A 20942-nucleotide genomic window follows, 5' to 3' on the forward strand; every position below is an offset into this window, starting at 1 on the left:
AGAACGACTTTGACTAACTGGTGCGGGTATCCGTTCGAACGCGCCTGATTTGCGCTGCTCGTATTAGGCAAGTAATTAACAATCAGCATTAATACTTAGTAATCAGTCTATGAAATTTGATAAATCCTTGCTGCGCACCGTGCTTTTTTCCTTCGGTGTGGTGGCGTTTGTTATCGGCGTGTACCAGACCATTTTAGAGAAGGACCTGCAGAAAAACTACTGGATATTTATGATTTCGCTGTCCTGCTGGCTGCCCCTCAACTACTGGCGGCAGAAGGAGGCCCGCCGGCTCAAGGAGATTGAAGTAGCCAAGCAAGTGGCGGAGCTAAACAAGCCCGCCCGAAAAAATAAGAAGCGCCGCTAGTGGCAGGGAGCCCACTTCGGGCCCACCTAGGGGGGTAGGAGCTTGATAGTTCGGCGGGTTTATGGTTATTTTGCGCCTCTTTTGGGTTGATGGCTGAATTGTTAATTGTTGATTGTTTGCCTTCACCAAGTCAGACTATTGCTTCCCAACAATCATTTATCGACAATCAACTTTTGAATTAATGGCTTTAATTAACACGATACGGGAAAAATCGGGGGTAGCCGTAGGCGCCGTCGCCGTCGGAATGCTGCTCTTTATTGTGGGCGGCGACCTGGTTGGGGGTAAAAACCGCCTCTTTGGCCGCGATGGCAATGTGGTGGGCGAGGTGAACGGCGAAAAGATTGAATTGCCCGAATTCAACGCCGCGCTGGAGCAAGCCAAGCAAAACTTTGCCAACCAGCAGGGCCGCCCGCCCGACGAGCAGTCGCTGGGCTACCTGCGCGACCAAACCTGGAACCAGCTGCTGTACCGCCGCGCCTTCCAGCCCGAAATCGACAAGCTCGGCCTGGCCGTGGGCGACGATGAGGCCGTGGATATGGTGCAGGGCGATAATCCCAGCCCCGCCATTAAGCAGGCCTTCACCGACCCCAAAACGGGGCAGTTTGACCGCGCCCGTCTTATCGACTACCTCCGGAACCTCGACAAGCTGCCGCCCGAGGCCCAGGCGGCGTTCCACAACTTTGAGGCGAGCCTGCGCGACTTCGACCGGCCGGTGAACAAGTTCAACGCCCTGCTCAAAAACTCGGTGTACGTGACCACCGCCGAGGCCAAGTACTTCGACCAGTCCCAGAACGCGAAGGCAACCTTTCGCTACCTCTTCGTGCCCTACACCAGTGTGTCGGACTCGGCTTTCAAGCCCACCGATGCGCAGCTGCAAGACTACCTCGACCGCCACAAGAGCCGCTATAAGGTGGAGGATGGCCGCAGCATTGAGTACATCGTAGTGCCCGAGGCAGCTACCAAAGAAGACAGCGCCGCCCTGCGCCAGAGCGTGGCCGGCCTGGCCCAGCAGTTTGGCACTGCGCCCAACGACTCGCTCTTCGTGCGCTCCAACTCGGACCAGCCCTACAACCACGCCTACCTCTCGCCGGCCGAACTGCCTGAGAAGCTGCGCCAGCAGCTGCCCCTGAAAGTAGGGCAGGTGTACGGCCCGTATGTGGATAACAACGCGCTGGCTATCTATAAGGTAACTAGTGCCAAGGCCGGCGCCAAGCCCGCCGCCCGCGCCAGCCACATCCTCATCAAGCCCGCCGGCGCTACCCCCGAAGCCAAGGCTGCCGCCAAAACGCAGGCCCAGGATATTCTGAATAAAATCAAGGCGGGGGCCGACTTCGCGGCGATGGCCCGGCAGTTTGGCACCGACGGCACCAAGGACCAGGGCGGTGACCTGGGCTGGTTTGAAGAAGGCCGCATGGTGCCCGAGTTCAGCAAGGCCGTGTTTGCGGCCTCGTCGCCCGGCCTGCTGCCTACCCTCGTAGAAACCAGCTTTGGCTACCACATCGTTAAGGTAACAGCGCCCAAAACCAACCAGACCTACCAGGTGGCCGCCGTGGTGAAAAACGTGCAGCCCAGCGACGCCACCCGCGAAGCCGCCTATGCCAAAGCCGAGCAGCTGCAAGCCGGTGCCACTACCCTGGCCGATTTTCGTACCCTACCCACCAAAGACAAGACGCTGCAAAAGCAGGAAGCCAAGTTTGTGCCCCGCGATGCCCAGACGCTCAACAACCTGCCCGGCTCGCGCGAAATCGTGCGTTGGGCCTTCGGCTTCAACCCCGATGGCGGCGCCGAAACGAAAGTGGGCGACGTGCGCAAGTTTGACATTGGCGAGCTGCACGTGATTGCGGCCGTAACCGATGCCCGCACCAAGGGCACGGCCACCATCGAGAATGTTCGCCCCGAGCTGACCGCAGCCGTGCGCAACGAACTCAAGGCCAAGCAGATTATGGATAAGCTGCAAGGCAAAGCCGGCTCGCTCGAAGACCTGGCCAAAACGGCCGGCAACGGCGCGGTGGTGCAAACCGCCGAGGGCGTGGCCCAGGGCCAGGGCACGATTCCGAACGTGGGCTTTGAGCCCGACGCCGTAGGTCGCGCTTTCGCCCTGAAGCCGGGCCAGAAGTCGGCCCCTATCCAGGGCGAGCAGGGCGTGCTGGTAGTAGAAGCCACCAGCGTGCTGCCCTCGACCCCCAACGATATGAAAATGGTGCGCCAGCAGCTGATGCAGCAGCGCCAGCAGCGCCAGGACGGCCTCATCTACGAAGCCATCAAGGCCCAGGCCAAGGTGCAGGACAACCGCTCGAAGTTCTTCTAGGCCTTGCCCTTTGGGAGGATATAAATCATTGATTTTTCTGGCGTAGTATTTCTTAGCTGCGTAGTGCATAACGAAAACGGCCTGTTTCACAAGCAATTGCTTGTGAAACAGGCCGTTTTCGTTATGCACTACGCAGTATTTGGGAAAGAAAAAATTGCCTGATAGCTGGCTGTTAACCCTATGCCGTGCCTGTTTAGGGTATATATTGCCAAAGCAATTTCACGTCCAAGCCACTATTGTATGAAGCACTTGTTGACTCTATTAGGGATTTGTCTGGCTCCGGTACCCTTGCTAGCGCAAGAAGGGCCGCTGCTGCATCCCGATTTACACCGCACCACTACCTCTGCTCCCTCCGCGGCGGCGAGCCAGGCAATGGAAGTGGTGGCTGCCCTGCCCACCAACCGTGTTTCGCACCTCAGTCGCGAGCTTCAGCAGCTTTACGGCTATAGCAAGGGGGTAGGAGCCGCCAGCCGCAACACGGGGCCGGTGGCCCTGCAAGAAGCCTTCCCCCGGCTGCTGCTGAGCCAGCAAGGTGCGGCGTCGGTGCTGGTGCGCATCACGGCCCGCGATGTAGCTGCCCTGCGGCCACAGCTCGAAGCCCGCGGCTTCGTAACCGTATCGGCCCGCCCGCAGCTGCACTTTATTGAGGGCGAGCTGCCCGTGAGTGCGCTGGCAACCGGCGCGGCCGGCATCGAAAGCCTGACGGCCCAGGGCCTGATGGGCGTACGGCCCGTGTGGCGCCCCATCACCAGCACCGGCCGCTACCAGAACCAGGCCGACTACGGCCTGCAAGCCAACCGCGTGCGGGCCGCCAAGCCCACCGGCTACGACGGCACCGGCCTGCGCATTGGCGTGATGAGCGACTCGTACAACTCGCTGGGTGGCGCCGCCGCCGGCGTGGCCTCCGGCGACCTGCCCGCCACCGTGCAGGTGCTGCAAGACCTGCCCGCCGGCCAGGGCACCGACGAAGGCCGGGCCATGATTGAGCTGATTCACGACATTGCCCCAGGAGCCGGCAAGGCGTTTAGCGCGATATTTAGAGGCGAGGCCGACTTTGGCGACCAGGTACTGCGCCTGGCCGACCCCACGCTTGGTAACTGCAAAGTGCTGGTAGATGACATCAGCTACCTGGGCGAGCCCATGTTTCAGGATGGAGTAGTGGCGCAGGCTATCAATGACGTTAGCTCACGATTGGGGGTAACGTTTTTTGGTTCGGCCGGCAACCAGGCCGATGCCTCGTGCGAGTACGTGGGTAACCCCTTCGTGCCCGTAGCGGGGGGTAGCGGCAACGCAGACCTGAACTTCAACCCCACCGGCACGGCCGATACGCGCCAGCACTTCAGCATCCCGAAGGGCGCCGAGCTGTTCTTGGTCATGCAGTGGAGCGACCCGTTTTATACCACGAATGGCGTAAAATCGGACCTGGACATGTACCTGATTAAGACCCGCCCCGGCGGCCCCCTGAGGGGTGACACCATCGCTATCAGTAATGACGACAACATCGCTAACCAGGAGCCGGTCGAAGGCATAGACTACACTAACAACAACGACACCGACACCGAATTTGACTTGGTAATCAGCCGCTATAAGGGCACAGCCGATCCGGCGCGGGTCAAGTACATCTCCTACCGCACCGCTATTACAGATGTAGCCACGGCGGCCGGTATTCACCTCGAGTACTTCACGCACAGCAGCACCGTTACGGGCCACCACGCCGCCCAAGGCATCAACTCGGTGGCCGCCGCGCCGTCTTACCTGCGCCGGGCTGCTGAATCCTTCACTTCTAAGGGCAACCCTACCTACCTGTTCAACGCTGATGGTAGTCCGCTGGCCGCGCCGGTAGTGCGCGCCAAGCCCGACTTCACGTCGATTGATGGCAGCAGCACGACGTTCTTCGGCCAGAAATTTGCCGGCCAGGACCCCAAGGATGGCTTCCTGTTCTTCGGCACCTCAGCAGCCGCGCCCAACGCGGCGGCCGTGGCGGCCCTGCTCTTGCAGGCCAACCCTAATTTCACCCCGGCCCAGGTGAATGCCCGGCTCATTGCTACCACGCTCGACATTAATACGCTTGGCTTTGACGCCCTCACCGGCGCGGGTTTGATTAATGCCTACGACGCCATATTTGGTCCCCAAACCTCGGCCCCCGCACCCTTCGTCGAAACCTTTGACAGCCAGAACCTGTCGCGGGCCTGGGAGTTGCAAGGCAACTCTTACGGCCGCATCCTGGTGCGCTCCGACTACGGCCCCGCCTCTACCCCCGGCCACCTGGTGCTCGATGGCATTCTGGCGGCGGCGGGCGTCACGAACCGCCCAAATTTCGCCACGCTTCGACTTGACCTGAGCGCGGCTACCCCCGGCGGCTGGGTGCTTACTTTCAAGCACAAGAAGTTTGCGGGGGAAACCGACCAGGCCATGCCCGCCACGTTTACCACCAGCTCCAGCACCGATGGAGTAGCGCTGAGCGTAGACGGCACCAACTGGTTTCGACTGGCCGACATTACGGGCACCAACGCAACCACCAGCTACAAGACGGTAACCGTTAACCTGAACGATTTTGCCACCGCCAACTCGCTGACCCTGGGCGCCAACGTGCGCATCCGGTTCCAGAGCCTCAACACCGGCGAAGTTGATACGACCATTCCCGCCTACAGCGGCGGTCGCGCGTTTGACGATGTAGTAGTAACCGGTGCCAACGTGACCCAAGCTCCAGTAGCGCAGTTTAACGCCTCGGCTACTGCGGTGGCCCTGTGTCCCGGCAGCACGGTGCAGTTCACCGATGCTTCGCTGTTTGCGCCCACCAGCTACGCCTGGACCTTCCCCGGCGGCACGCCGGCCACCAGCACCTTGCCTAACCCAGTAGTTACCTACAATACGGCCGGCACCTACGACGCTACCCTGACCGTGACCAACGCCAGCGGCAGCTCGACCCGCACGCTCACCGGCGTGGTTACCATCTCCAGCGTGAAGCCCACGGCCAACTTTACGGCCCGTCAGGCGCCCATTTGCCCCGGTGGCCGCATCACCTTCACCAACCGCTCGACCAACTGCCCCAGCACGTATGCCTGGACGTTTCCTGGCGGCACGCCAGCCACCAGCACCGATGCCAGCCCAACCGTGACCTTCGCCACGGCGGGCACCTATACGGTGAGCCTGGTAGCCAGCAACAGCAACGGCGCCAGCACTGCTAAGACCTTTACCGTGCTGGTGCAGGGCGCGGCCCTGGCCATTCCCTACGCCGAAACGTTTGCCACGGGCATTCCGACCACCTGGGGCGTGCTCAACCCCGATGGAGGCCTGACCTGGACGACGGCTGCCAACACGCTCCTCAAGGATGGTACCCGCGGCACGGCTGTGGCAATGCCCTTTTACTCTTACGCCGCCGCCGGGCAGCGCGACTCACTGCAGTCACCGGCCTTTAACCTGGCCGCCGGCCAGCCCCAGGCCACGCTGCGGTTCGACGTGGCCTATGCGCCCGTTGACCTGCTGGGCTCGGCCAACGACTCGTTGGCGGTGTTTGCGTACACGGCCTGCACCAATACCCAGCTAGGACGCGTGTACCTGAAGTCGGCCGCTGCTGGCCTGCCCACCACGCTGCCCCGTAGCGGCACCAGCTACACGCCATCTTCGCCCACTCAGTGGCGCCAGGAGAACGTGGACCTGAGCGCCTATGTAGGCCAGCAGGTATACCTGCGCTTCGTGGCCTACAACCGGCGTGGTAATAATCTGTACTTGAGCAATGTGCGGATAGATAATAACATCCTGCTGGCCACCCGCGCCCAGGTCGATTCGCCGCTGCTGCAAGCCTACCCCAGCCCCGTAGCGGGCGGCCACGGCCTCACCTTGTCGCTACCCAGCGTGGCGGGTTCTGCCTCGGTGCGCCTCATCGACGCCCTGGGCCGCACTACCTGGCAGGCCACGGTAGCCCTGAGCTCGGGGGCCGCGACCAACCGTACCCTCAGCGCCCCGCTGGCGGCCGGCCTCTACACCGTGCTCTGCGAAACGGCCGATGGCCAGCGCTACACCCGGCGCGTGGTGGTAGAATAACCACCCGAAGCGTTTTGAAAAGAAGGCCGGCTACCAAGCCGGCCTTCTTTTTTTGGGGACGTTGGGCGCGGCATCAAGCGCTAGCAAGGGGGTAGGGGCCGGGTGCCAGCGGGTTGGCCCGGCCCGGCTTTGGGTTGGGCCACGTATCTTAGGCAACCTGAAAAAGACTGTCTACGGACCTGCCCACACCAGGCAGGTACCCGCTTCGAGGTCCTGAGAAAGAGTCTTCCGTCTAATCTGATAGCCTGCCGCATTCCTTATGTCGCCTAGCTTTTCTAGTTCATTTGTGCGGCGCGGCTTGCCGGCGTTGCTGCTCATTGCCACGGGCATCGGGCTGAGCGTGGTCTTCAGAAAGTCCAGTGCCTGGCCCGCCGATATCCAGCACATGGTATTTCCTGTGGCCTTGGTGCTGGCTGTAGGTGGTAGCAATTTGCTGAGCAGCTACGTGCGGCAGCGGCCACTAGCGGCTATGAAAATGGAGCTGCTTTCTTCCCTCTGCCTCGTTGCCACGCTATTGCTGCTGCGCTAGCCGGGCCACAGCCAGACGCGCCACCACGTGGTCGATGAACAAACCAGCGCTGCCCCGGCGTTGAGGCTAAACAGTTGAGGAATTAGCAGTGAAATCTATGTATCGTCTCTTGTTGCTGCTGCCCGTTGGCTGGCTGGTCCTGGCTACCCCGCTGCACGCCCAGAATATGCCCGGCCAGGGTGGCCCGCCGCGCGCCGGCAGTTGGGCGCCCATCGATGGCCCTACCCTGGCCCGCGACTACGCCCGCCGCGGCGAGTACGAAAAGGCCGCCTTTCTCTTCGGAAAGCTGACGAGCGAGGAGCAAACCAGCCCCGCCGTGCTGCCCGACTACGTAGCCTCGCTGCAAGCCCTAAAGCGCTACAAAGACGCCGAGAAGCTGGTGAAAAAAGCCACCAAGCAGCACCCCGAAGAAGGCAGCTACGGCGTGGTGCTGGGCGCGCTCTACACGGCGGCCGGCGACCTGGCGGCGGCCGATAAGCAATACCAGCGCGTTATCGGCCAGCTCACGCCCACGCAGGTGGCGCCAGTAGCGGCCGAATTTGGCCGGCGCGAGCTGTCGGTGTGGGTCGAGCGCACCTACCTGCGCGGCCGCGAGTTGGCCAAAAACAACACCGAGTACGCCCCGGAGCTTATCCAACTCTACACGCAAAGCCAGGAGCAGGACAAGCTGCTGGCCGAAACGCTGCACCTCGTGGAGCGCGACGAGCAGCAGCTGCCCTTCGTGCGCAACATGCTGCAAAACGCCCTGCACGAAGAAAAAGACTTCGACGCGCTGGAGAAAATCCTGCTGACCAAGGTGCAAAACCAGCCCGACCAGCAAGCTTACAGCGAGTTGCTGCTGTGGCTGCAGGTGCAGCGCCACGACTTTGCGGGCGCGCTGGTGCAGGCCCGCGCCATCGACCGGCGCGCCAATGCTCAGGGCGTTCGGGTGCTGATGCTGGCCGGCATTGCGCAGCGCAACCGCGACTACGCCACGGCCATCGCGGCCTGCGAGTACGTGGTGCGCGAGTACCGCACCGGCCCCAACTACCAGCTGGCCCGCCAGCTGCTGCTCGAAGCCCGCGAGGCCCAGGTGCGCGACACCTACCCCGTAGACCCGGCCCAGGTGCAGGCCCTGGCCGCCGACTACGAAAAGCTCATCGCCGAGCTGGGCCCTACCCCCGCCGCGGCCCCCGTCATGCGCGACCTGGCCAACCTCTACGCCTTTCAGCTCGATAATAAAGCAAAGGCCATGAGCCTGTTGCAGCAGGTAATAGCCATGCCCCGCGCCGAAGCCGACGTGGTAGACGAGGCTAAAACCACCCTCGGCGACCTGTACCTGCTGAAAGGCGAGCCCTGGGAAGCCACGCTGCTCTACTCGCAGGTAGAGAAGACGCACCCCGAGGCGCCGCTGGGCTACGAGGCCAAGCTGCGCAACGCCCGCCTCAGCTACTTCGCCGGCGATTTTAAGCTGGCCCAGAGCCACTTGGACATCCTGAAAGAAGCCACCACCCGCGAAATTGCCAACGATGCCATGCAGCTTTCGCTGCTCATCCAGGAAAACACGGTGGAGGATACCCTAGGCCTGGCCCTGAAAGACTACGCCGCCGTGGAGGAGCTGGCGTTTCAGAACAAGCTGCCGCAGGCCGAGGCGGGCCTCGACGCGCTGCTGCGCAAGTACCCCGGCCATGCCCTCACCGACGACGCCCTATTTCTAAAGGCCAAGCTGCAGCGCCGCACCGGCGACTATGCCGCCGCCGTGCGCACCCTGGGCCTGATTACCGGCAACCCCAAATACGACGTGTTGAGCGACGACGCCCTGTTCTTAACCGCTGAGATTCAAGACGAAAACCTCAAGGACAAGGCCAAAGCCCAAGCGCTTTACCAGGATGTGCTGACCAAGTACCCCGGCAGCATCTACGTGGCCGAAGCCCGCAAGCGCTTCCGGCGGCTGCGCGGCGACGCCGTGCAGTAGGAGGGGGTAGGGCTGCCCTGCGCAAGACCCCGCTATACGCATCACGAAGTGAGTGGCGAAAGTCGGGCGGAGGTAAAAACACATCATTTTGTGTCTTTACCTCCGCAATCCACTTCATGACGAGTATGCAAGACCCCGGCCGGGCAACCATAGCCCCATTTTCGGTATCAGTAAAAAGGTAGCCGCCAGTTGCGGGCTGCCTTTTTACTTGCTCATCAAGGCTGCGAAACAGTGCGTAGTGTGAATAGATTATTTCTGATAAGCTGCTGGATAATAGGTGGTTTGCTGGCCGCCGGGCAGCGGGCCGAGGCGCAGACTGCTGGCCCGCCGGCCCTGCTGCGCATAAGCGGCACCGTGAGCGACGCAGCCAGCCAGCGGCCGCTGCCGGGCGCTACCGTGCGGGTGCAGCGCACCCGGCGGGGCACGGCTGCCGATGCGCAGGGCCACTTTCTGCTCACGGCCCGGCCCACCGATACGCTGTTGGTGCGGGCCCTGGGCTACAAGCCGCAGCAGGTGCTGCTGCGGGCCACGGCGCAGGCGCTACAAGTGCGCCTATTGCCCGATTCGGTGCGCCTCGGCGAGGTGAAGGTAATGGCCGACCGCGCCGACCGCGCCAGTATTGACCGGGCGCTGCGCAACCTGCGGCGGCCGCCCGTGGTGCAGCCCAAGGTGGCCGTGCGCCCCAAGCTCACGCCGTTGTTTCCCGTCGATTCTACGTCCCCGCCGCCCCCGCCGTTTGGCGGCACGCCCATCGACTGGGCCTACAAAAAGTTTTCCCGCGAAGGCAAAGAGCGCCGCAAGATGCAGGCCATAAAGGTGGCCGATGCCAAAGAAAAAGCCCACCAGCGGCAGCTGAAGTACAACAAGGCGTTTAAGGACAACCGGGGGTACGAGTAGCTGGCTATTACCGAAAGAAGATAAACATCACGGCCAGGGCCAGAAGGAACACCACGTACATCAGGCCATCAGTCAGAATGTACTGGCGGTAGCGCTGGTAAAACTCGCGAAGACGGTGCATGGGGGTAGGGGTGAGGCCCGGCTAAGGTACGCCCGTTAATTTTTGTGTACTTTTGAGGCTATCCTTGTCCTACTTATTAATGGCTGTTATACCTCTTAAGCGCTGGATTCTTGCGCCCGAACCCGACCCCGCAACGGTGGCCGGCCTGGTGCAGGCGCTGGGTATCAGCCCGGTGCTGGCCCAACTACTGGTGCAGCGCGGCATCGAGACGCCCGCCGCTGCCCGCGATTTTTTTGAGCCCGACCTGGCCAAGCTGGCCTCGCCCTGGCTGATGTGCGACATGGACCTGGCCGTGGCCCGCGTGCGCAAGGCCCTCGACGGCGGCGAGCGCATTCTGGTGCTGGGCGACTACGACGTGGACGGTATTACGTCGGTGGCGCTGGTAGTCAGCTTCTTGCGTTCGTTAATCGAAAGCCCGGATACCGCTGATGAAGCCAGCCGCTTTCAGCCCTACATCCCCGACCGCCACCGCGAGGGCTACGGCATTTCGATGCAGGCCGTGGACTTTGCCAAGGAAAACGGCCTCAGCCTGATTATTGCCCTCGACTGCGGCGTGAAGGCCGTGGAGCAGGTAGCCTACGCCAATACTCAGGGGGTAGACTTCGTGATATGCGACCACCACCTGCCCGGCGAGGTGCTGCCGCCGGCCGTGGCCGTACTCGACCCCAAGCGCCTAGATTGTACTTATCCCTACCCCGACTTGTCGGGCTGCGGCGTCGGCTTCAAGCTCTTGCAAGCCCTTACCGAGAAGCTTAACCTGCCCCTGGCCCCCCTCTACGCGCAGCTCGACCTCGTGACGGTGAGCATCGCGGCCGATGTGGTGCCCGTGACCGGCGAAAACCGCATTCTGGCCGCCCACGGCCTGCGCCGCTTCAACGTGACGCAGGCGGCGGCCTTTGCCGTGACCCAGCCCTCGGCGCTAGCCTCGGCCGATACCCTCGATGGCCCCGCGCCCCTGGCCCCCGCGCCCGCCGACCCGGCCACCGATGGCCTGCGCCCCGGCCTGGCGGCCTTGCACGAGCTGGCTACCCCCCGCCAGGGCCCGCTCACGCTCAGCTCGCTGGTATTTGGCTTTGCGCCGCGCATCAACGCGGCCGGCCGCATGGGCGATGCCCACCGCGCCGTGAATATGCTGCTGGCCTCGACCCAGCAGGAGGCCCGCTACACCGCCGAGGTAGTCGACCACATGAACCAGGAACGCCGCCTCTCCGACGCGCGCACCACCCAGGAGGCGCTGGCCCTCATTGCCGAAGACCCCGAGGGCGCCACCTCCCCAGCCACCGTGCTCTACCAGGCGCACTGGCCGCAGGGCGTGCTGGGCATCGTGGCCTCGCGCTGCCTCGACCAGTACTATCGCCCTACCGTTATTCTGACCGAGCGCGATGGCATGGCCACAGGCTCGGCGCGCTCGGTGGCGGGCTTTGATGTGCACGCGGTATTGGAGGCCTGCGCGCCGCTGCTGCGCCAGTTTGGCGGCCACAAGGCGGCCGCGGGGCTGGCCCTACCCATCGAAAACGTGCCGGCCTTCCGCGAGCAGTTTATGCGCGAGGTGGCGGCCCGCCTGCCCGCCGGCCAGCACCCGGTGCGCCCGGTGGATATCGACGCGGTGCTTGATTTTACGCAGTTGACTGAGGACTTTTTGGGCCACCTGGCGCTGCTGGAGCCGTACGGGCCGGGCAACCCGGCGCCGGTATTTGCCAGCCGGGGCCTGCGGGCAGTGCCGGGCTCGGTGCGGCCGGTGGGCCAGGCCGGCCACCTCAAAATCCGGCTGATGCAGCCCGAGCAGTCGCCAGGCCTGGTGCTCGAGGGTATCGGCTTTGGGCTGGGGCATTATTTGCCGCGCCTGCTCGAAGCGCCCGACGCCACCCTGAGCGCGTGCTACGTGCTCGAAATGAATGAATTCCGGGGCCAGCGCAGCTTGCAGCTGCGGTTGCTGGACTTGCGCTGGGAATAAGAGTAAGTGACTAATGACGAACGACTAGTGACTAATTGAGCGAATAGCCGCATCCCTGCCGCGCCGTTTTCGTTCGATTAGTCACTAGTCTTTCGCTATTAGTCACTACAATTTTGCGTTACGTTTCCATTGACCTCGAAATGAGCGGCCCCGACCCGCTGCGGCACCAGGTGCTGGAGCTGGCCGCCGTGGTAGAAGACACCCGCCGCACCGCTACTACCCCGCTGGCCGAGCTGCCGGCGTTCCGGCGGGCCCTGCGCCACCCCGAAATCTGCGGCACGGCCGGCGCGCTGGCCCTCAACGCGGGCCTGCTGCGCGAATTATCTGATAAAAGCAAGCAGGCCGCGCCCGACATCTGCCGGCCCGAGGAGGTGCTGCCACAGCTGCGCGATTTTTTGTTGGCCAACGGCTTCAGGCCCGATAAAAGAGACTGCCTCAGCATCGTAATGGCCGGCAAGAACGTGGCCACTTTCGACCTGCTGTTCTTGCGGCAGCTGCCCGGCTGGGGCACGCTGGTGAAGGCCGAGCCAGCCACGCTGGACCCCGCCGTATTCTACCTCAATTGGCACAAGGACAGCCGCCTACCCACCATGCTCATCTGCCAGGCCCGCGCCGGCGACCCTACCCCCCACGTGGCCCACGAAGCCCTGGCCGACGCCCTGGAGGTCGTGCGCCTGCTGCGGCCCTTTTACGAGCACCCGGTTTATAAAGCAGTGAGCAGTGAACAAGGAGCGGGGAGCGATTGAGGGGAAAATCCTCCCAATTGCTCCCCGCTCATTGTTCACTGCTCACTGAAATTACCAGCTGCCGCTGGCGCCGCCGCCGCCGCTGCTACCCCCTCCAAAGCCGCCGAAGCCGCCACCTCCGCCTCCGCCGAAGCCGCCTCCGCCGCCGCCAAATACGCCCCTACCCCCCGAAAAATCACCGAAGATGATGGGGGGTACGAAGCCGCCGCCGATGCCGCCGCGCCCACCGCGGCCGCCCCGGCCACCGCCCCCACCGCGCGAGCGCAGCAGGAAAATGAGCACGAGTGCGCCGATGATAATCCAGAAGCCAACGCCCGAGCCCGACGAATCACGCTTACCCCTGGCCGCGGCCGGGTCGGCTTTATACTCGCCTTTGGCCAGCGCAATGAGTTGGTCGGTGGCCCGGTCGAGGCCTGCGTAGTACTGGTTTTGCTTGAAAGCGGGCACCAGCGTATTGCTGATAATGCGCTTGGCCAGCGCGTCGGGCACGGCGCCTTCGAGGCCGTAGCCAGTCTGGATGCGGGCCACATGCTCCTGCGCCGCCACCAGCACCAGAATGCCATTGTCCTTGCCCTTGCGGCCGATGCCCCAGCCTTCGTACAGCTTCTGGGCATAGTCGGCAATGTCGTTGCCATCGAGCGTAGGCACGGTCACCACCGCGATTTGCGACGAGGTGCTGTCGTTATACGCCACCAGCTTTTGCTCCAGCGCCGCCACTTCCTGCGGTTGCATGAGGCCCGCCAGGTCGTTGACGAGGCGCGGCGGGTCGGGGCGCGGGGGTACTGTTTGGGCGTGGGCGGCCAGGCTCAGGCTTACCAAAAGCAGTAGCAGCCAGGCCCAGGCCGCGCCAGGCAGGGCCCTATTTCGGGGGGTAGTCAGCGTGCGGGCGTTCATCGGCCGGGAGGGGGGGTAGGGGCGTCGTCGCCGTAAGAAATTTCGTCGTCCAGCTCGTTGATGTCAGTGGCCGCGTCATACGGGAAAAACTGCCGCAGCTGCTCGCCCACCAGCCGGATGCCGCGCTCCAGGCCCACCACGTACTGCTCCTGCCGAAAGTGGCCCACCACGGCTTCCTTCACATCCTCCCAAAAGTCATCGGGCACGGCCGAGTTAATGCCCGCATCGCCGACCACGGCAAACTGCCGGGTCTGCCACGCCAGGTAAAACAGCACACCATTGCGCAGCTTGGTGCGGTGCATTTTCAGCTCCGCAAATACCTGCGCGGCCCGGTCGAGCGGCTCCGGGGTAGGGCACTGGTCCTCCAGGTGCAGCCGGATTTCTCCCGAAGTCCGTAGTTCGGCCGCCTTAATGGCCGCCACGAGCGTGGCTTCCTGAGCGGGTGTGAGAGGGTGAGTCATTTTTATGAATTATGAGTTATGAATTATGAGTTATGAAGTAAAAATTGGGGCAGTGAAGGCTGGTAGCCTTCACCACTAGCGCTCACTGCCCCAACTCATAATTCATAATTTATAACTCATAATTAATGAGCTACTTGCTGCCGGCCGGCGTGTTGCCGCCGCCCATGTCGCCAAAGTCTACTTTGGGCGCGTCCTTGGCCGAAGCATCGGCCTCGAAATAGCCCTTGGGCGGGAAGCCGAACATGCCCGCAAACAGGTTGTTCGGAAACGAGCGCGTGAAGGTGTTGTAGTCGTTTACGTCGCCGTTAAACTTGTTGCGCTCCACGTTGATGCGGTTCTCGGTGCCCTCAATCTGGGCCTGCAACTCCTGGAAGTTGGCGTTGGCTTTCAGCTCGGGGTAATTCTCGCTCACGGCCAGCAAGCGGCCCAGGCCAGACGAGAGCTGGCTCTGCGCGGCCTGAAATTTTTGGAGATTTTCGGGCGTCAGCTGGTCTGCCGAGAGCTGCACGCTGGTGGCTTTGGCGCGGGCTTCGATAACCCCTTCGAGGGTCGACTTTTCAAAATTAGCGGCGCCTTTCACCGTATTCACGAGGTTCGGAATCAGGTCGGAGCGGCGCTGGTAGGCGCTTTGTACGTTGGCCCACTGGCTTTTAACAGCCTGGTCGCGTTGCACCATGCCGTTGTAGCCGCACGACGATTGCGAGAGCAACGTCACCATTGCGACGAAATAGAGAAGAAGGCGTTTCATAAGAATGAGGGTTTTCTAAGTGCTGGGCTCTAGCTTTGAGGCCTAGCGGTGAGAAAGAAAAGAACGTTGCGGCCGCAACCACCACCGGGCGGTGGCGGTTGTGGTGCCCGACCGGCGCAAAGTACGCAGCTGCCCGGCAACGGTTGTACGGTTCTGCTTTTTCGCCTTTGTCTCCTTCGACCATGAAAGCTATTATTCCTGTTGCCGGCATCGGTTCGCGCCTGCGCCCGCACACCCATACCCAGCCCAAAAGCCTGGTGCCGGTGGCTGGCAATACCATTCTGGGCCACATCATCGACCGGCTGCTCGGGGCTGGCCTCACCGAGTTTGTTTTCATCATCGGCTACCTGGGCGAGAAGATAGAGCACTACGTGCGCCGCCACTACCCCGACCTCGACGCCACCTTTGTGGTGCAGGAGCCGCGCGAGGGCCTGGGCCACGCCCTGTGGGTAGCCCGCGACACGTTTCGCCACGACCCCGAGGGCGTGCTCATCATGCTTGGCGATACCATCGTGGATGTGGACTTGCCCGCCATGCTGCGCCACCCCGGCTCGGTGCTGGCCGTGAAGGAAGTGAAAACCCCCAGCCTGTTTGGCCTCGTCGAAACCAACGACAATGGCCAGGTAAGCCGCGTGGTCGAGAAGCCCCGCATTCCGAAGTCGAACTACGCCCTGGTGGGCCTCTACAAAATCGCGAATGCCGAAAAGCTGGCCGAGTCGCTGGAGTGGCTCATCAGCACCGGCCGCCGCACCCACGAGGAATACCAGCTCACCGACGCGCTCATGCACCTCATCGACGAGGGCGAGCCCATGCTCACCACCACCGTAGACAATTGGTTTGACTGCGGCCGCAAGGAAACGCTGCTCGAAGCCAACGCCCGCCTGCTCGACCGCCCCGAGTTTCGGGAGGAGCGCGCCTACCCCGAGTTTCCCAACACGGTCATCATTCCGCCGGTTAGCATCGGCAACGGCTGCCGCATCGAGCACGCCATCATCGGCCCCAACGTGGCCATTGGCGACCGCACCATCATCCGCCACACCATCGTGAGCGACAGCATTATCGGCTCCTACTCCGAGCTCAGCTCGGCCGTGATGAGCGACTGCATCGTGGGTTCCGATGCCTCCTTCAAAGGCCTCAACCACAGCCTGAACCTCGGCGACAATACCGAAATCGACTACGGCCTGGCCAGGGGGTAGGGGTAAATGAGTAGTTGAGTAAGTGAGTAAGGTGGGGTAGGGCTTTCGAACAGAAGAGAGCCTTGCCCCACCTTACTCACTTACTCAACTACTCATTTACGCTACACCAGCACGTTATCAATCAGCCGCACGCCGCCTAGATGGGCGGCCACGCACAGCGCCAGCGGCTGGCCGGACGAGTATTGCTGCACCGGCTGCAAGGTGTGAGCATCAATCAATTCGAAGTATTCGGGGGTAATCTGAGGCTCCTCGGCCAGGGCAGCCAGGGCCAGCGCCTGCATCTGGGCCGGGGGCACGCCCTGCCGCACCTGCGCGGCGGCCTCGGTAAGCACTTGGTAGATGAGGGGCGCCACCGCCCGCGCCGCAGGGGATAGGCGGCCATTGCGCGACGACATGGCCAGGCCATCGGCCTCGCGCACCGTGGGGTACACCACCAGCTCCAGGTCAAACGACAGGTCGGCCACCAACTGCCGCACCACGGCCACCTGCTGAAAATCCTTCTGCCCGAAATATGCCACGTGCGGCCGGGCCAGGTGAAACAGCTTGCTCACCACCGTCGCTACCCCATTAAAATGGCCGGGCCGGTGGGCGCCCTCCATCACCTGCTCCAGCGGCCCAAAGTCGAAGCGCAGCACCGAGGGCTGCGGATACACCTCGGCCACGGAGGGTAGGAAGAGCGCCGTGCAGCCGGCCGGTGCCAGCATGGCGGCATCCTGCTCGGGCACGCGCGGGTAGAGGCGCAGGTCGTCGGGATTATTAAACTGGGTAGGGTTAACGAATACGCTGGTGATAACCTCGTCGCACTGGGCAGCTGCGGCCTGCACCAGTTGCAGGTGGCCATTGTGCAGGGCACCCATTGTGGGCACCAAGCCTAGGCGGCGGCCGGCGCTGCGCCGGGCTTCGGCATAGGCGCGCAACTCGGCAGCGGTGGTAAAAACGTGCATGAAGCTAAGCGAGATAACAAGGGGGTTGAGCGAATTTTATTGAAAATTCGAGAAAAAATGCGTAATTTTGTGGAGCCAATCTATGGCCCGCCACCAAATCCTTTAATTCATCTGATATGTCGAAGTTGCGCATCCTATACGCGGCCACCGAAATAGACCCTTTCCTCCAGACTACGAAAGTAGCGGAGCTGCTGCGCCGCCTGCCGGCTGGAATGCAGGAGTCGGGAGCCGAGATTCGGATTTTCGTACCTCGTTTTGGCATTATCAATGAGCGCAAAAATCGTTTGCACGAGGTAGTCCGGCTCTCAGGTATCAATATTTCCGTGGGCGACGACGAGAAGCCGCTGGTCATTAAGGTAGCCTCCATTCCGACCGCGAAGCTACAGGTTTATTTCATCGACAACGAGGATTACTTCCACCGCAAGTCGGCCCTGGTCGACAAAAACGATAAGTTTTACCTCGACAATGACGAGCGCGCCATCTTCTTTTGCAAGGGCGTACTCGAAACGGTGAAGAAACTGGGCTGGTCGCCTGATATCGTGCATTGCAACGATTGGATGACCTCGCTCATTCCGCTTTACCTGAAAACGACCTACAAGAAAGACCCGGTTTTTAAGGATGCCAAGTCGGTATTCACGGTCTACAACAACGAGTTTCTGGACAAATTTGAGGGTAACCTGGTCGAGAAGGCCAAGATGCTCGACATCGACGACAGCATGCTGACCTCGCTCAAGTCGGCCGACTTCTCGGGCTTCGTGAAGCTAGGCATGGAGTACGCCGACACGGTAGTGCGCTCAGACGAAGACTTTTCGGATAACCTCAACGGCTTGTTTAAGGAGTACGCGTCGCATAAGCGCCTGAGCCAGGTAGCGACCGACGAAAACCTGCTGTCGTCCTATCAGGCGCTGTACGACGAGCTGGCCAGCTAAGCCACTCCGTACCCTTGCTTACCGCTGTAATGGCCAGCCCCAACGGGCTGGCCATTTGCGTGCCGGGCAGGCGTGGACTCAATTCCTGATTGTAGTAATAAAGACGTAACTTCGCCTTCCATTAGCCGGCCGTTGGCCACGCGTTAAGCGGGCTGATGGCCGGTTTTTCTATAACTCAGCCGCCTCACTGGCTGGAAAATTGCTTGCCGAGCCTGCTATTAAGCTAGCTGACCCTATCTCTTTTCATTTCATTAATTATCCTAATTGCCATGTGCGGCATCGTAGCGTATCTGGGCCATCGTGAGGCCTGCCCCATTATCCTCAAAGGGTTACACCGTCTCGAATATCGGGGCTATGACTCGGCCGGCGTAGCTCTGCTCAACGGCACCCTCAGTGTGTATAAAAAGAAGGGTAAAGTTGCGGAGCTTGAAAACTTCCTGGCTACCAAGGATACCCACGCCACGGTAGGCATGGGCCACACCCGCTGGGCCACCCACGGCGAGCCCAACGACGTGAATGCCCACCCGCACTACTCCTCGTCGGAGCGGATTGCCATCATTCACAACGGCATTATTGAGAACTACGCGGCCCTGAAAACCCACTTGGAGCAGCAAGGCCACGTATTCCACTCCGACACGGATACCGAAGTATTCGTTAACCTGATTGAGGAAATCCAAACGCAAAACCACTGCACGCTCGAAGAGGCCGTGCGCCTGGCCCTGCACGAAGTAATTGGTGCTTACGCCATTGTGGTTCTCAGCAAGGATGCCCCCGACCAGCTCATCGCGGCCCGCAAGGGCTCGCCGCTGGTTATTGGCATTGGAGAAGGCGAGTTCTTCGTGGCCTCCGACGCTACCCCCATCATTGAGTACACCAACGAGGTAGTCTATGTAAACGACTACGAATTAGTCGTTATCAAGGACGGGCAGATGGCCATTCGCTCGCGCGAAGACGTGGTACAAACGCCCTACATTCAGCGCCTGGAATTGGAGTTGGATAGTATTGAAAAGGGTGGTTACGAGCATTTTATGCTCAAAGAGATTTTTGAGCAGCCGCGCTCTATTCTCGATTCGATGCGCGGCCGCCTCGAACTAGGGGGTAGCCACCTGAATATGGCCGGCTTCCGGGCCTACGAGCAGAAGTTTGTCAACGCGCAGCGCATCATCATTGTGGCGTGCGGCACGAGCTGGCACGCCGGCCTGGTGGCCGAATACCTGATTGAGGACCTGGCGCGCATTCCGGTAGAAGTAGAATACGCCTCGGAATTCCGCTACCGCAACCCGGTTATCTCGGAGCGCGACATCGTCATCGCCATCTCGCAAAGCGGCGAAACGGCCGATACCCTGGCCGCCCTGGAGCTGGCTAAAAGCAAAGGCGCGACCATTTTTGGTATCTGCAACGTGGTGGGTAGCAGCATTGCCCGCGCCACCGACGCCGGCGCTTACACCCACGCCGGACCCGAAATTGGCGTAGCTTCGACCAAAGCCTTCACCGCTCAGGTAACGGTGCTCACGCTGCTGGCCATGTGCATCGGCCAGCGCAAAGGAACACTCTCGGACACCCGCCTGCGCGAATTGACCACCGAGCTGCACAACATCCCGACCAAGGTGGAAAAGGCTCTGAAGCTCGACACCGAGATTCAGGAGATTGCCGAAACGTTTAAGGACGTTCCTAATTTCCTGTACCTGGGCCGGGGCTACAACTTCCCGGTGGCGCTGGAAGGCGCGCTCAAGCTCAAGGAAATCAGCTATATCCACGCCGAGGGCTACCCTGCCGCCGAGATGAAGCACGGTCCCATTGCCCTTATCGACGAGAATATGCCGGTAGTCGTAATTGCGACCAAGGATAGCTCGTACGAAAAAGTGGTAAGCAATATTCAGGAAGTAAAAGCTCGCAAGGGCCGCATCATTGCGGTAGTAACGGAGGGCGACACTACCATTCCGGCCATGGCCGAGTTCGTAATTGAAGTGCCCGCGACTTCGGAGGTACTAATGCCGCTGGTGTCGGTAATTCCGCTGCAGTTGCTGAGCTACCACATTGCCGTGCTGCGCGGCTGCAACGTGGACCAGCCCCGCAACCTCGCCAAGTCGGTGACGGTGGAGTAGGTGAACTGGTGACTTGTGAAAGGTGAGTTTCGGGCTTGCCCATTGAGCGGCCGCTTTCAGCAATGGGAGCGGCTTCTTCCGTTATTTGTAGCTTACTAGCTCACCAACTCTCTACTCATCGCATGCCCCACCAGATTATTCTTACCGACCAGGCGCCCGCGCCCATTGGCCCTTATTCGCAAGCCGTGAAGGCGGGCAACACCGTGTATGTATCGGGCCAGATACCGTTGAGCGCCGCTGGCCAGCTGGTAGGCGAGGGCGACGTAGCTGCCCAAACCCACCAGGTGCTGAAAAACCTGACGGCTGTGCTAGCCGCCGCTGGCTTGCAGCTAACCGATGTGGTGAAGTGCTCCATCTTCGTAAAAGACCTGGGTAACTTCGCCACTATCAATCAGATATACGGTACGTACTTCGACGAGGCTACCGCGCCCGCCCGCGAAACGGTGGAGGTAGCCCGCCTGCCGCGCGATGTAGAGGTAGAAATTTCCTGCATTGCAGTAGGGTAGTGTAAGGTAAGATTTAGCTTGCCGGTTGGTAGTAGGCGCGCTACTTAAAACAGGGCAAAAGCACCAAAAGGTAAGTTAGCGACCTTTGGGGATGGAAGAAGAAGTAGCGGATTTCTTTTGGCAGGTAACGGACTATCGGGTGGAGGGGCGCTGTCTACACGAGCTAAGCGATATTATTTGGCTGGTGCTGTGCGGCTTACTGGCTGATTGCGAAGATTTTGAGCAGATTTATGATTACGCCT

The 20942-nt window shown here is 61.4% G+C and carries 17 protein-coding genes; 13 read left to right on the top strand and 4 right to left on the bottom strand.

The window, feature by feature from the left end; translation table 11 throughout:
• The first annotated feature begins 109 nt into the window (after positions 1-109).
• The 8 genes from E4631_RS20935 (at position 110) to E4631_RS20970 (ending at position 12917) form a co-directional block, all read left to right on the top strand.
• Positions 110-364: a hypothetical protein gene (locus E4631_RS20935; RefSeq protein WP_133655744.1), complete on the top strand. Its 255-nt coding sequence runs from the start codon at positions 110-112 to the stop codon at positions 362-364.
• Positions 365-545: 181 nt separating this feature from the next.
• Entirely contained in the window at positions 546-2672 is a 2127-nt protein-coding gene (locus E4631_RS20940; RefSeq protein WP_133655743.1) for a SurA N-terminal domain-containing protein, read from the top strand.
• A 288-nt stretch (positions 2673-2960) separates the two neighbouring features.
• Positions 2961-6716 carry a PKD domain-containing protein gene (locus E4631_RS20945; protein ID WP_166647934.1) on the top strand — a complete coding sequence of 1252 codons (3756 nt, stop codon included), beginning with the start codon at positions 2961-2963 and terminating at the stop codon, positions 6714-6716.
• 259 nt (positions 6717-6975) lie between these two features.
• The gene (locus E4631_RS20950) at positions 6976-7245 is read left to right on the top strand and encodes a hypothetical protein (protein ID WP_133655741.1); all 270 of its coding nucleotides are present in this window, start codon (positions 6976-6978) and stop codon (positions 7243-7245) included.
• A gap of 97 nt (positions 7246-7342) precedes the next feature.
• On the top strand, positions 7343-9199 hold the full coding sequence (locus E4631_RS20955; RefSeq protein ID WP_240735127.1) for a tetratricopeptide repeat protein: 1857 nt from the start codon (positions 7343-7345) through the stop codon (positions 9197-9199).
• Between the two features lie 240 nt (positions 9200-9439).
• Positions 9440-10096: a carboxypeptidase-like regulatory domain-containing protein gene (locus tag E4631_RS20960; protein WP_166647933.1), complete on the top strand. Its 657-nt coding sequence runs from the start codon at positions 9440-9442 to the stop codon at positions 10094-10096.
• Positions 10097-10296: 200 nt separating this feature from the next.
• A complete protein-coding gene (gene recJ, locus E4631_RS20965) occupies positions 10297-12171 on the top strand; it encodes a single-stranded-DNA-specific exonuclease RecJ (RefSeq protein ID WP_133655739.1) in 1875 nt (624 codons plus the stop codon).
• Between the two features lie 113 nt (positions 12172-12284).
• On the top strand, positions 12285-12917 hold the full coding sequence (locus E4631_RS20970) for a hypothetical protein (RefSeq protein WP_133655738.1): 633 nt from the start codon (positions 12285-12287) through the stop codon (positions 12915-12917).
• Between the two features lie 51 nt (positions 12918-12968).
• On the opposite strand, the gene E4631_RS20975 is transcribed toward E4631_RS20970, so the two are convergent.
• The 3 genes from E4631_RS20975 to E4631_RS20985 form a co-directional block, all read right to left on the bottom strand.
• Positions 12969-13811 carry a YgcG family protein gene (locus tag E4631_RS20975; RefSeq protein ID WP_133655737.1) on the bottom strand — a complete coding sequence of 281 codons (843 nt, stop codon included), beginning with the start codon at positions 13809-13811 and terminating at the stop codon, positions 12969-12971.
• Positions 13808-14272 (bottom strand): TPM domain-containing protein, encoded by a 465-nt coding sequence (locus tag E4631_RS20980; protein WP_133655736.1) that lies wholly within the window; start codon positions 14270-14272, stop codon positions 13808-13810. Before E4631_RS20980 ends, E4631_RS20975 begins: the two co-directional genes overlap by 4 nt.
• Positions 14273-14402: 130 nt before the next feature.
• Complete coding sequence (locus tag E4631_RS20985) at positions 14403-15020, bottom strand: LemA family protein (RefSeq protein ID WP_133655735.1); 618 nt, start codon at positions 15018-15020, stop codon at positions 14403-14405.
• Between the two features lie 182 nt (positions 15021-15202).
• Between E4631_RS20985 and E4631_RS20990 the strand changes: the two genes are divergently transcribed.
• A complete protein-coding gene (locus E4631_RS20990; protein ID WP_133655734.1) occupies positions 15203-16216 on the top strand; it encodes a sugar phosphate nucleotidyltransferase in 1014 nt (337 codons plus the stop codon).
• A 101-nt stretch (positions 16217-16317) separates the two neighbouring features.
• Here E4631_RS20990 and panC read toward each other — a convergent pair whose 3' ends face one another.
• Complete coding sequence (panC, locus tag E4631_RS20995) at positions 16318-17160, bottom strand: pantoate--beta-alanine ligase (protein WP_133655733.1); 843 nt, start codon at positions 17158-17160, stop codon at positions 16318-16320.
• Positions 17161-17276: 116 nt separating this feature from the next.
• On the opposite strand from panC, the gene E4631_RS21000 reads away from it, so the two are divergent.
• From E4631_RS21000 to E4631_RS27085, 4 genes are all read left to right on the top strand, one after another.
• Positions 17277-18089 (top strand): glycogen/starch synthase, encoded by an 813-nt coding sequence (locus E4631_RS21000; RefSeq protein WP_133655732.1) that lies wholly within the window; start codon positions 17277-17279, stop codon positions 18087-18089.
• Positions 18090-18358: 269 nt separating this feature from the next.
• On the top strand, positions 18359-20194 hold the full coding sequence (gene glmS / locus E4631_RS21005; protein WP_133655731.1) for a glutamine--fructose-6-phosphate transaminase (isomerizing): 1836 nt from the start codon (positions 18359-18361) through the stop codon (positions 20192-20194).
• Between the two features lie 122 nt (positions 20195-20316).
• The gene (locus E4631_RS21010; RefSeq protein ID WP_133655730.1) at positions 20317-20700 is read left to right on the top strand and encodes a RidA family protein; all 384 of its coding nucleotides are present in this window, start codon (positions 20317-20319) and stop codon (positions 20698-20700) included.
• Between the two features lie 91 nt (positions 20701-20791).
• The coding region (locus E4631_RS27085) for a transposase family protein (RefSeq protein ID WP_135318615.1) at positions 20792-20942 on the top strand (151 nt) is incomplete at its 3' end.

This window comes from Hymenobacter sp. UV11 (assembly GCF_004684095.1).
Taxonomy (GTDB): Bacteria; Bacteroidota; Bacteroidia; order Cytophagales; family Hymenobacteraceae; genus Hymenobacter.

Excerpts from the sequence above, each read along its gene's own strand:
- E4631_RS20935 (WP_133655744.1), top strand. The coding sequence starts at position 110 with ATGAAATTTGATAAATCCTTGCTGCGCACCGTGCTTTTTTCCTTCGGT.
- E4631_RS20940 (WP_133655743.1), top strand. The coding sequence starts at position 546 with ATGGCTTTAATTAACACGATACGGGAAAAATCGGGGGTAGCCGTAGGC.
- E4631_RS20950 (WP_133655741.1), top strand. The coding sequence starts at position 6,976 with ATGTCGCCTAGCTTTTCTAGTTCATTTGTGCGGCGCGGCTTGCCGGCG.
- E4631_RS20955 (WP_240735127.1), top strand. The coding sequence starts at position 7,343 with ATGTATCGTCTCTTGTTGCTGCTGCCCGTTGGCTGGCTGGTCCTGGCT.
- recJ (WP_133655739.1), top strand. The coding sequence starts at position 10,297 with ATGGCTGTTATACCTCTTAAGCGCTGGATTCTTGCGCCCGAACCCGAC.
- E4631_RS20975 (WP_133655737.1), bottom strand. The coding sequence starts at position 13,811 with ATGAACGCCCGCACGCTGACTACCCCCCGAAATAGGGCCCTGCCTGGC.
- E4631_RS20980 (WP_133655736.1), bottom strand. The coding sequence starts at position 14,272 with ATGACTCACCCTCTCACACCCGCTCAGGAAGCCACGCTCGTGGCGGCC.
- E4631_RS20985 (WP_133655735.1), bottom strand. The coding sequence starts at position 15,020 with ATGAAACGCCTTCTTCTCTATTTCGTCGCAATGGTGACGTTGCTCTCG.
- E4631_RS20990 (WP_133655734.1), top strand. The coding sequence starts at position 15,203 with ATGAAAGCTATTATTCCTGTTGCCGGCATCGGTTCGCGCCTGCGCCCG.
- panC (WP_133655733.1), bottom strand. The coding sequence starts at position 17,160 with ATGCACGTTTTTACCACCGCTGCCGAGTTGCGCGCCTATGCCGAAGCC.
- E4631_RS21000 (WP_133655732.1), top strand. The coding sequence starts at position 17,277 with ATGTCGAAGTTGCGCATCCTATACGCGGCCACCGAAATAGACCCTTTC.
- glmS (WP_133655731.1), top strand. The coding sequence starts at position 18,359 with ATGTGCGGCATCGTAGCGTATCTGGGCCATCGTGAGGCCTGCCCCATT.
- E4631_RS21010 (WP_133655730.1), top strand. The coding sequence starts at position 20,317 with ATGCCCCACCAGATTATTCTTACCGACCAGGCGCCCGCGCCCATTGGC.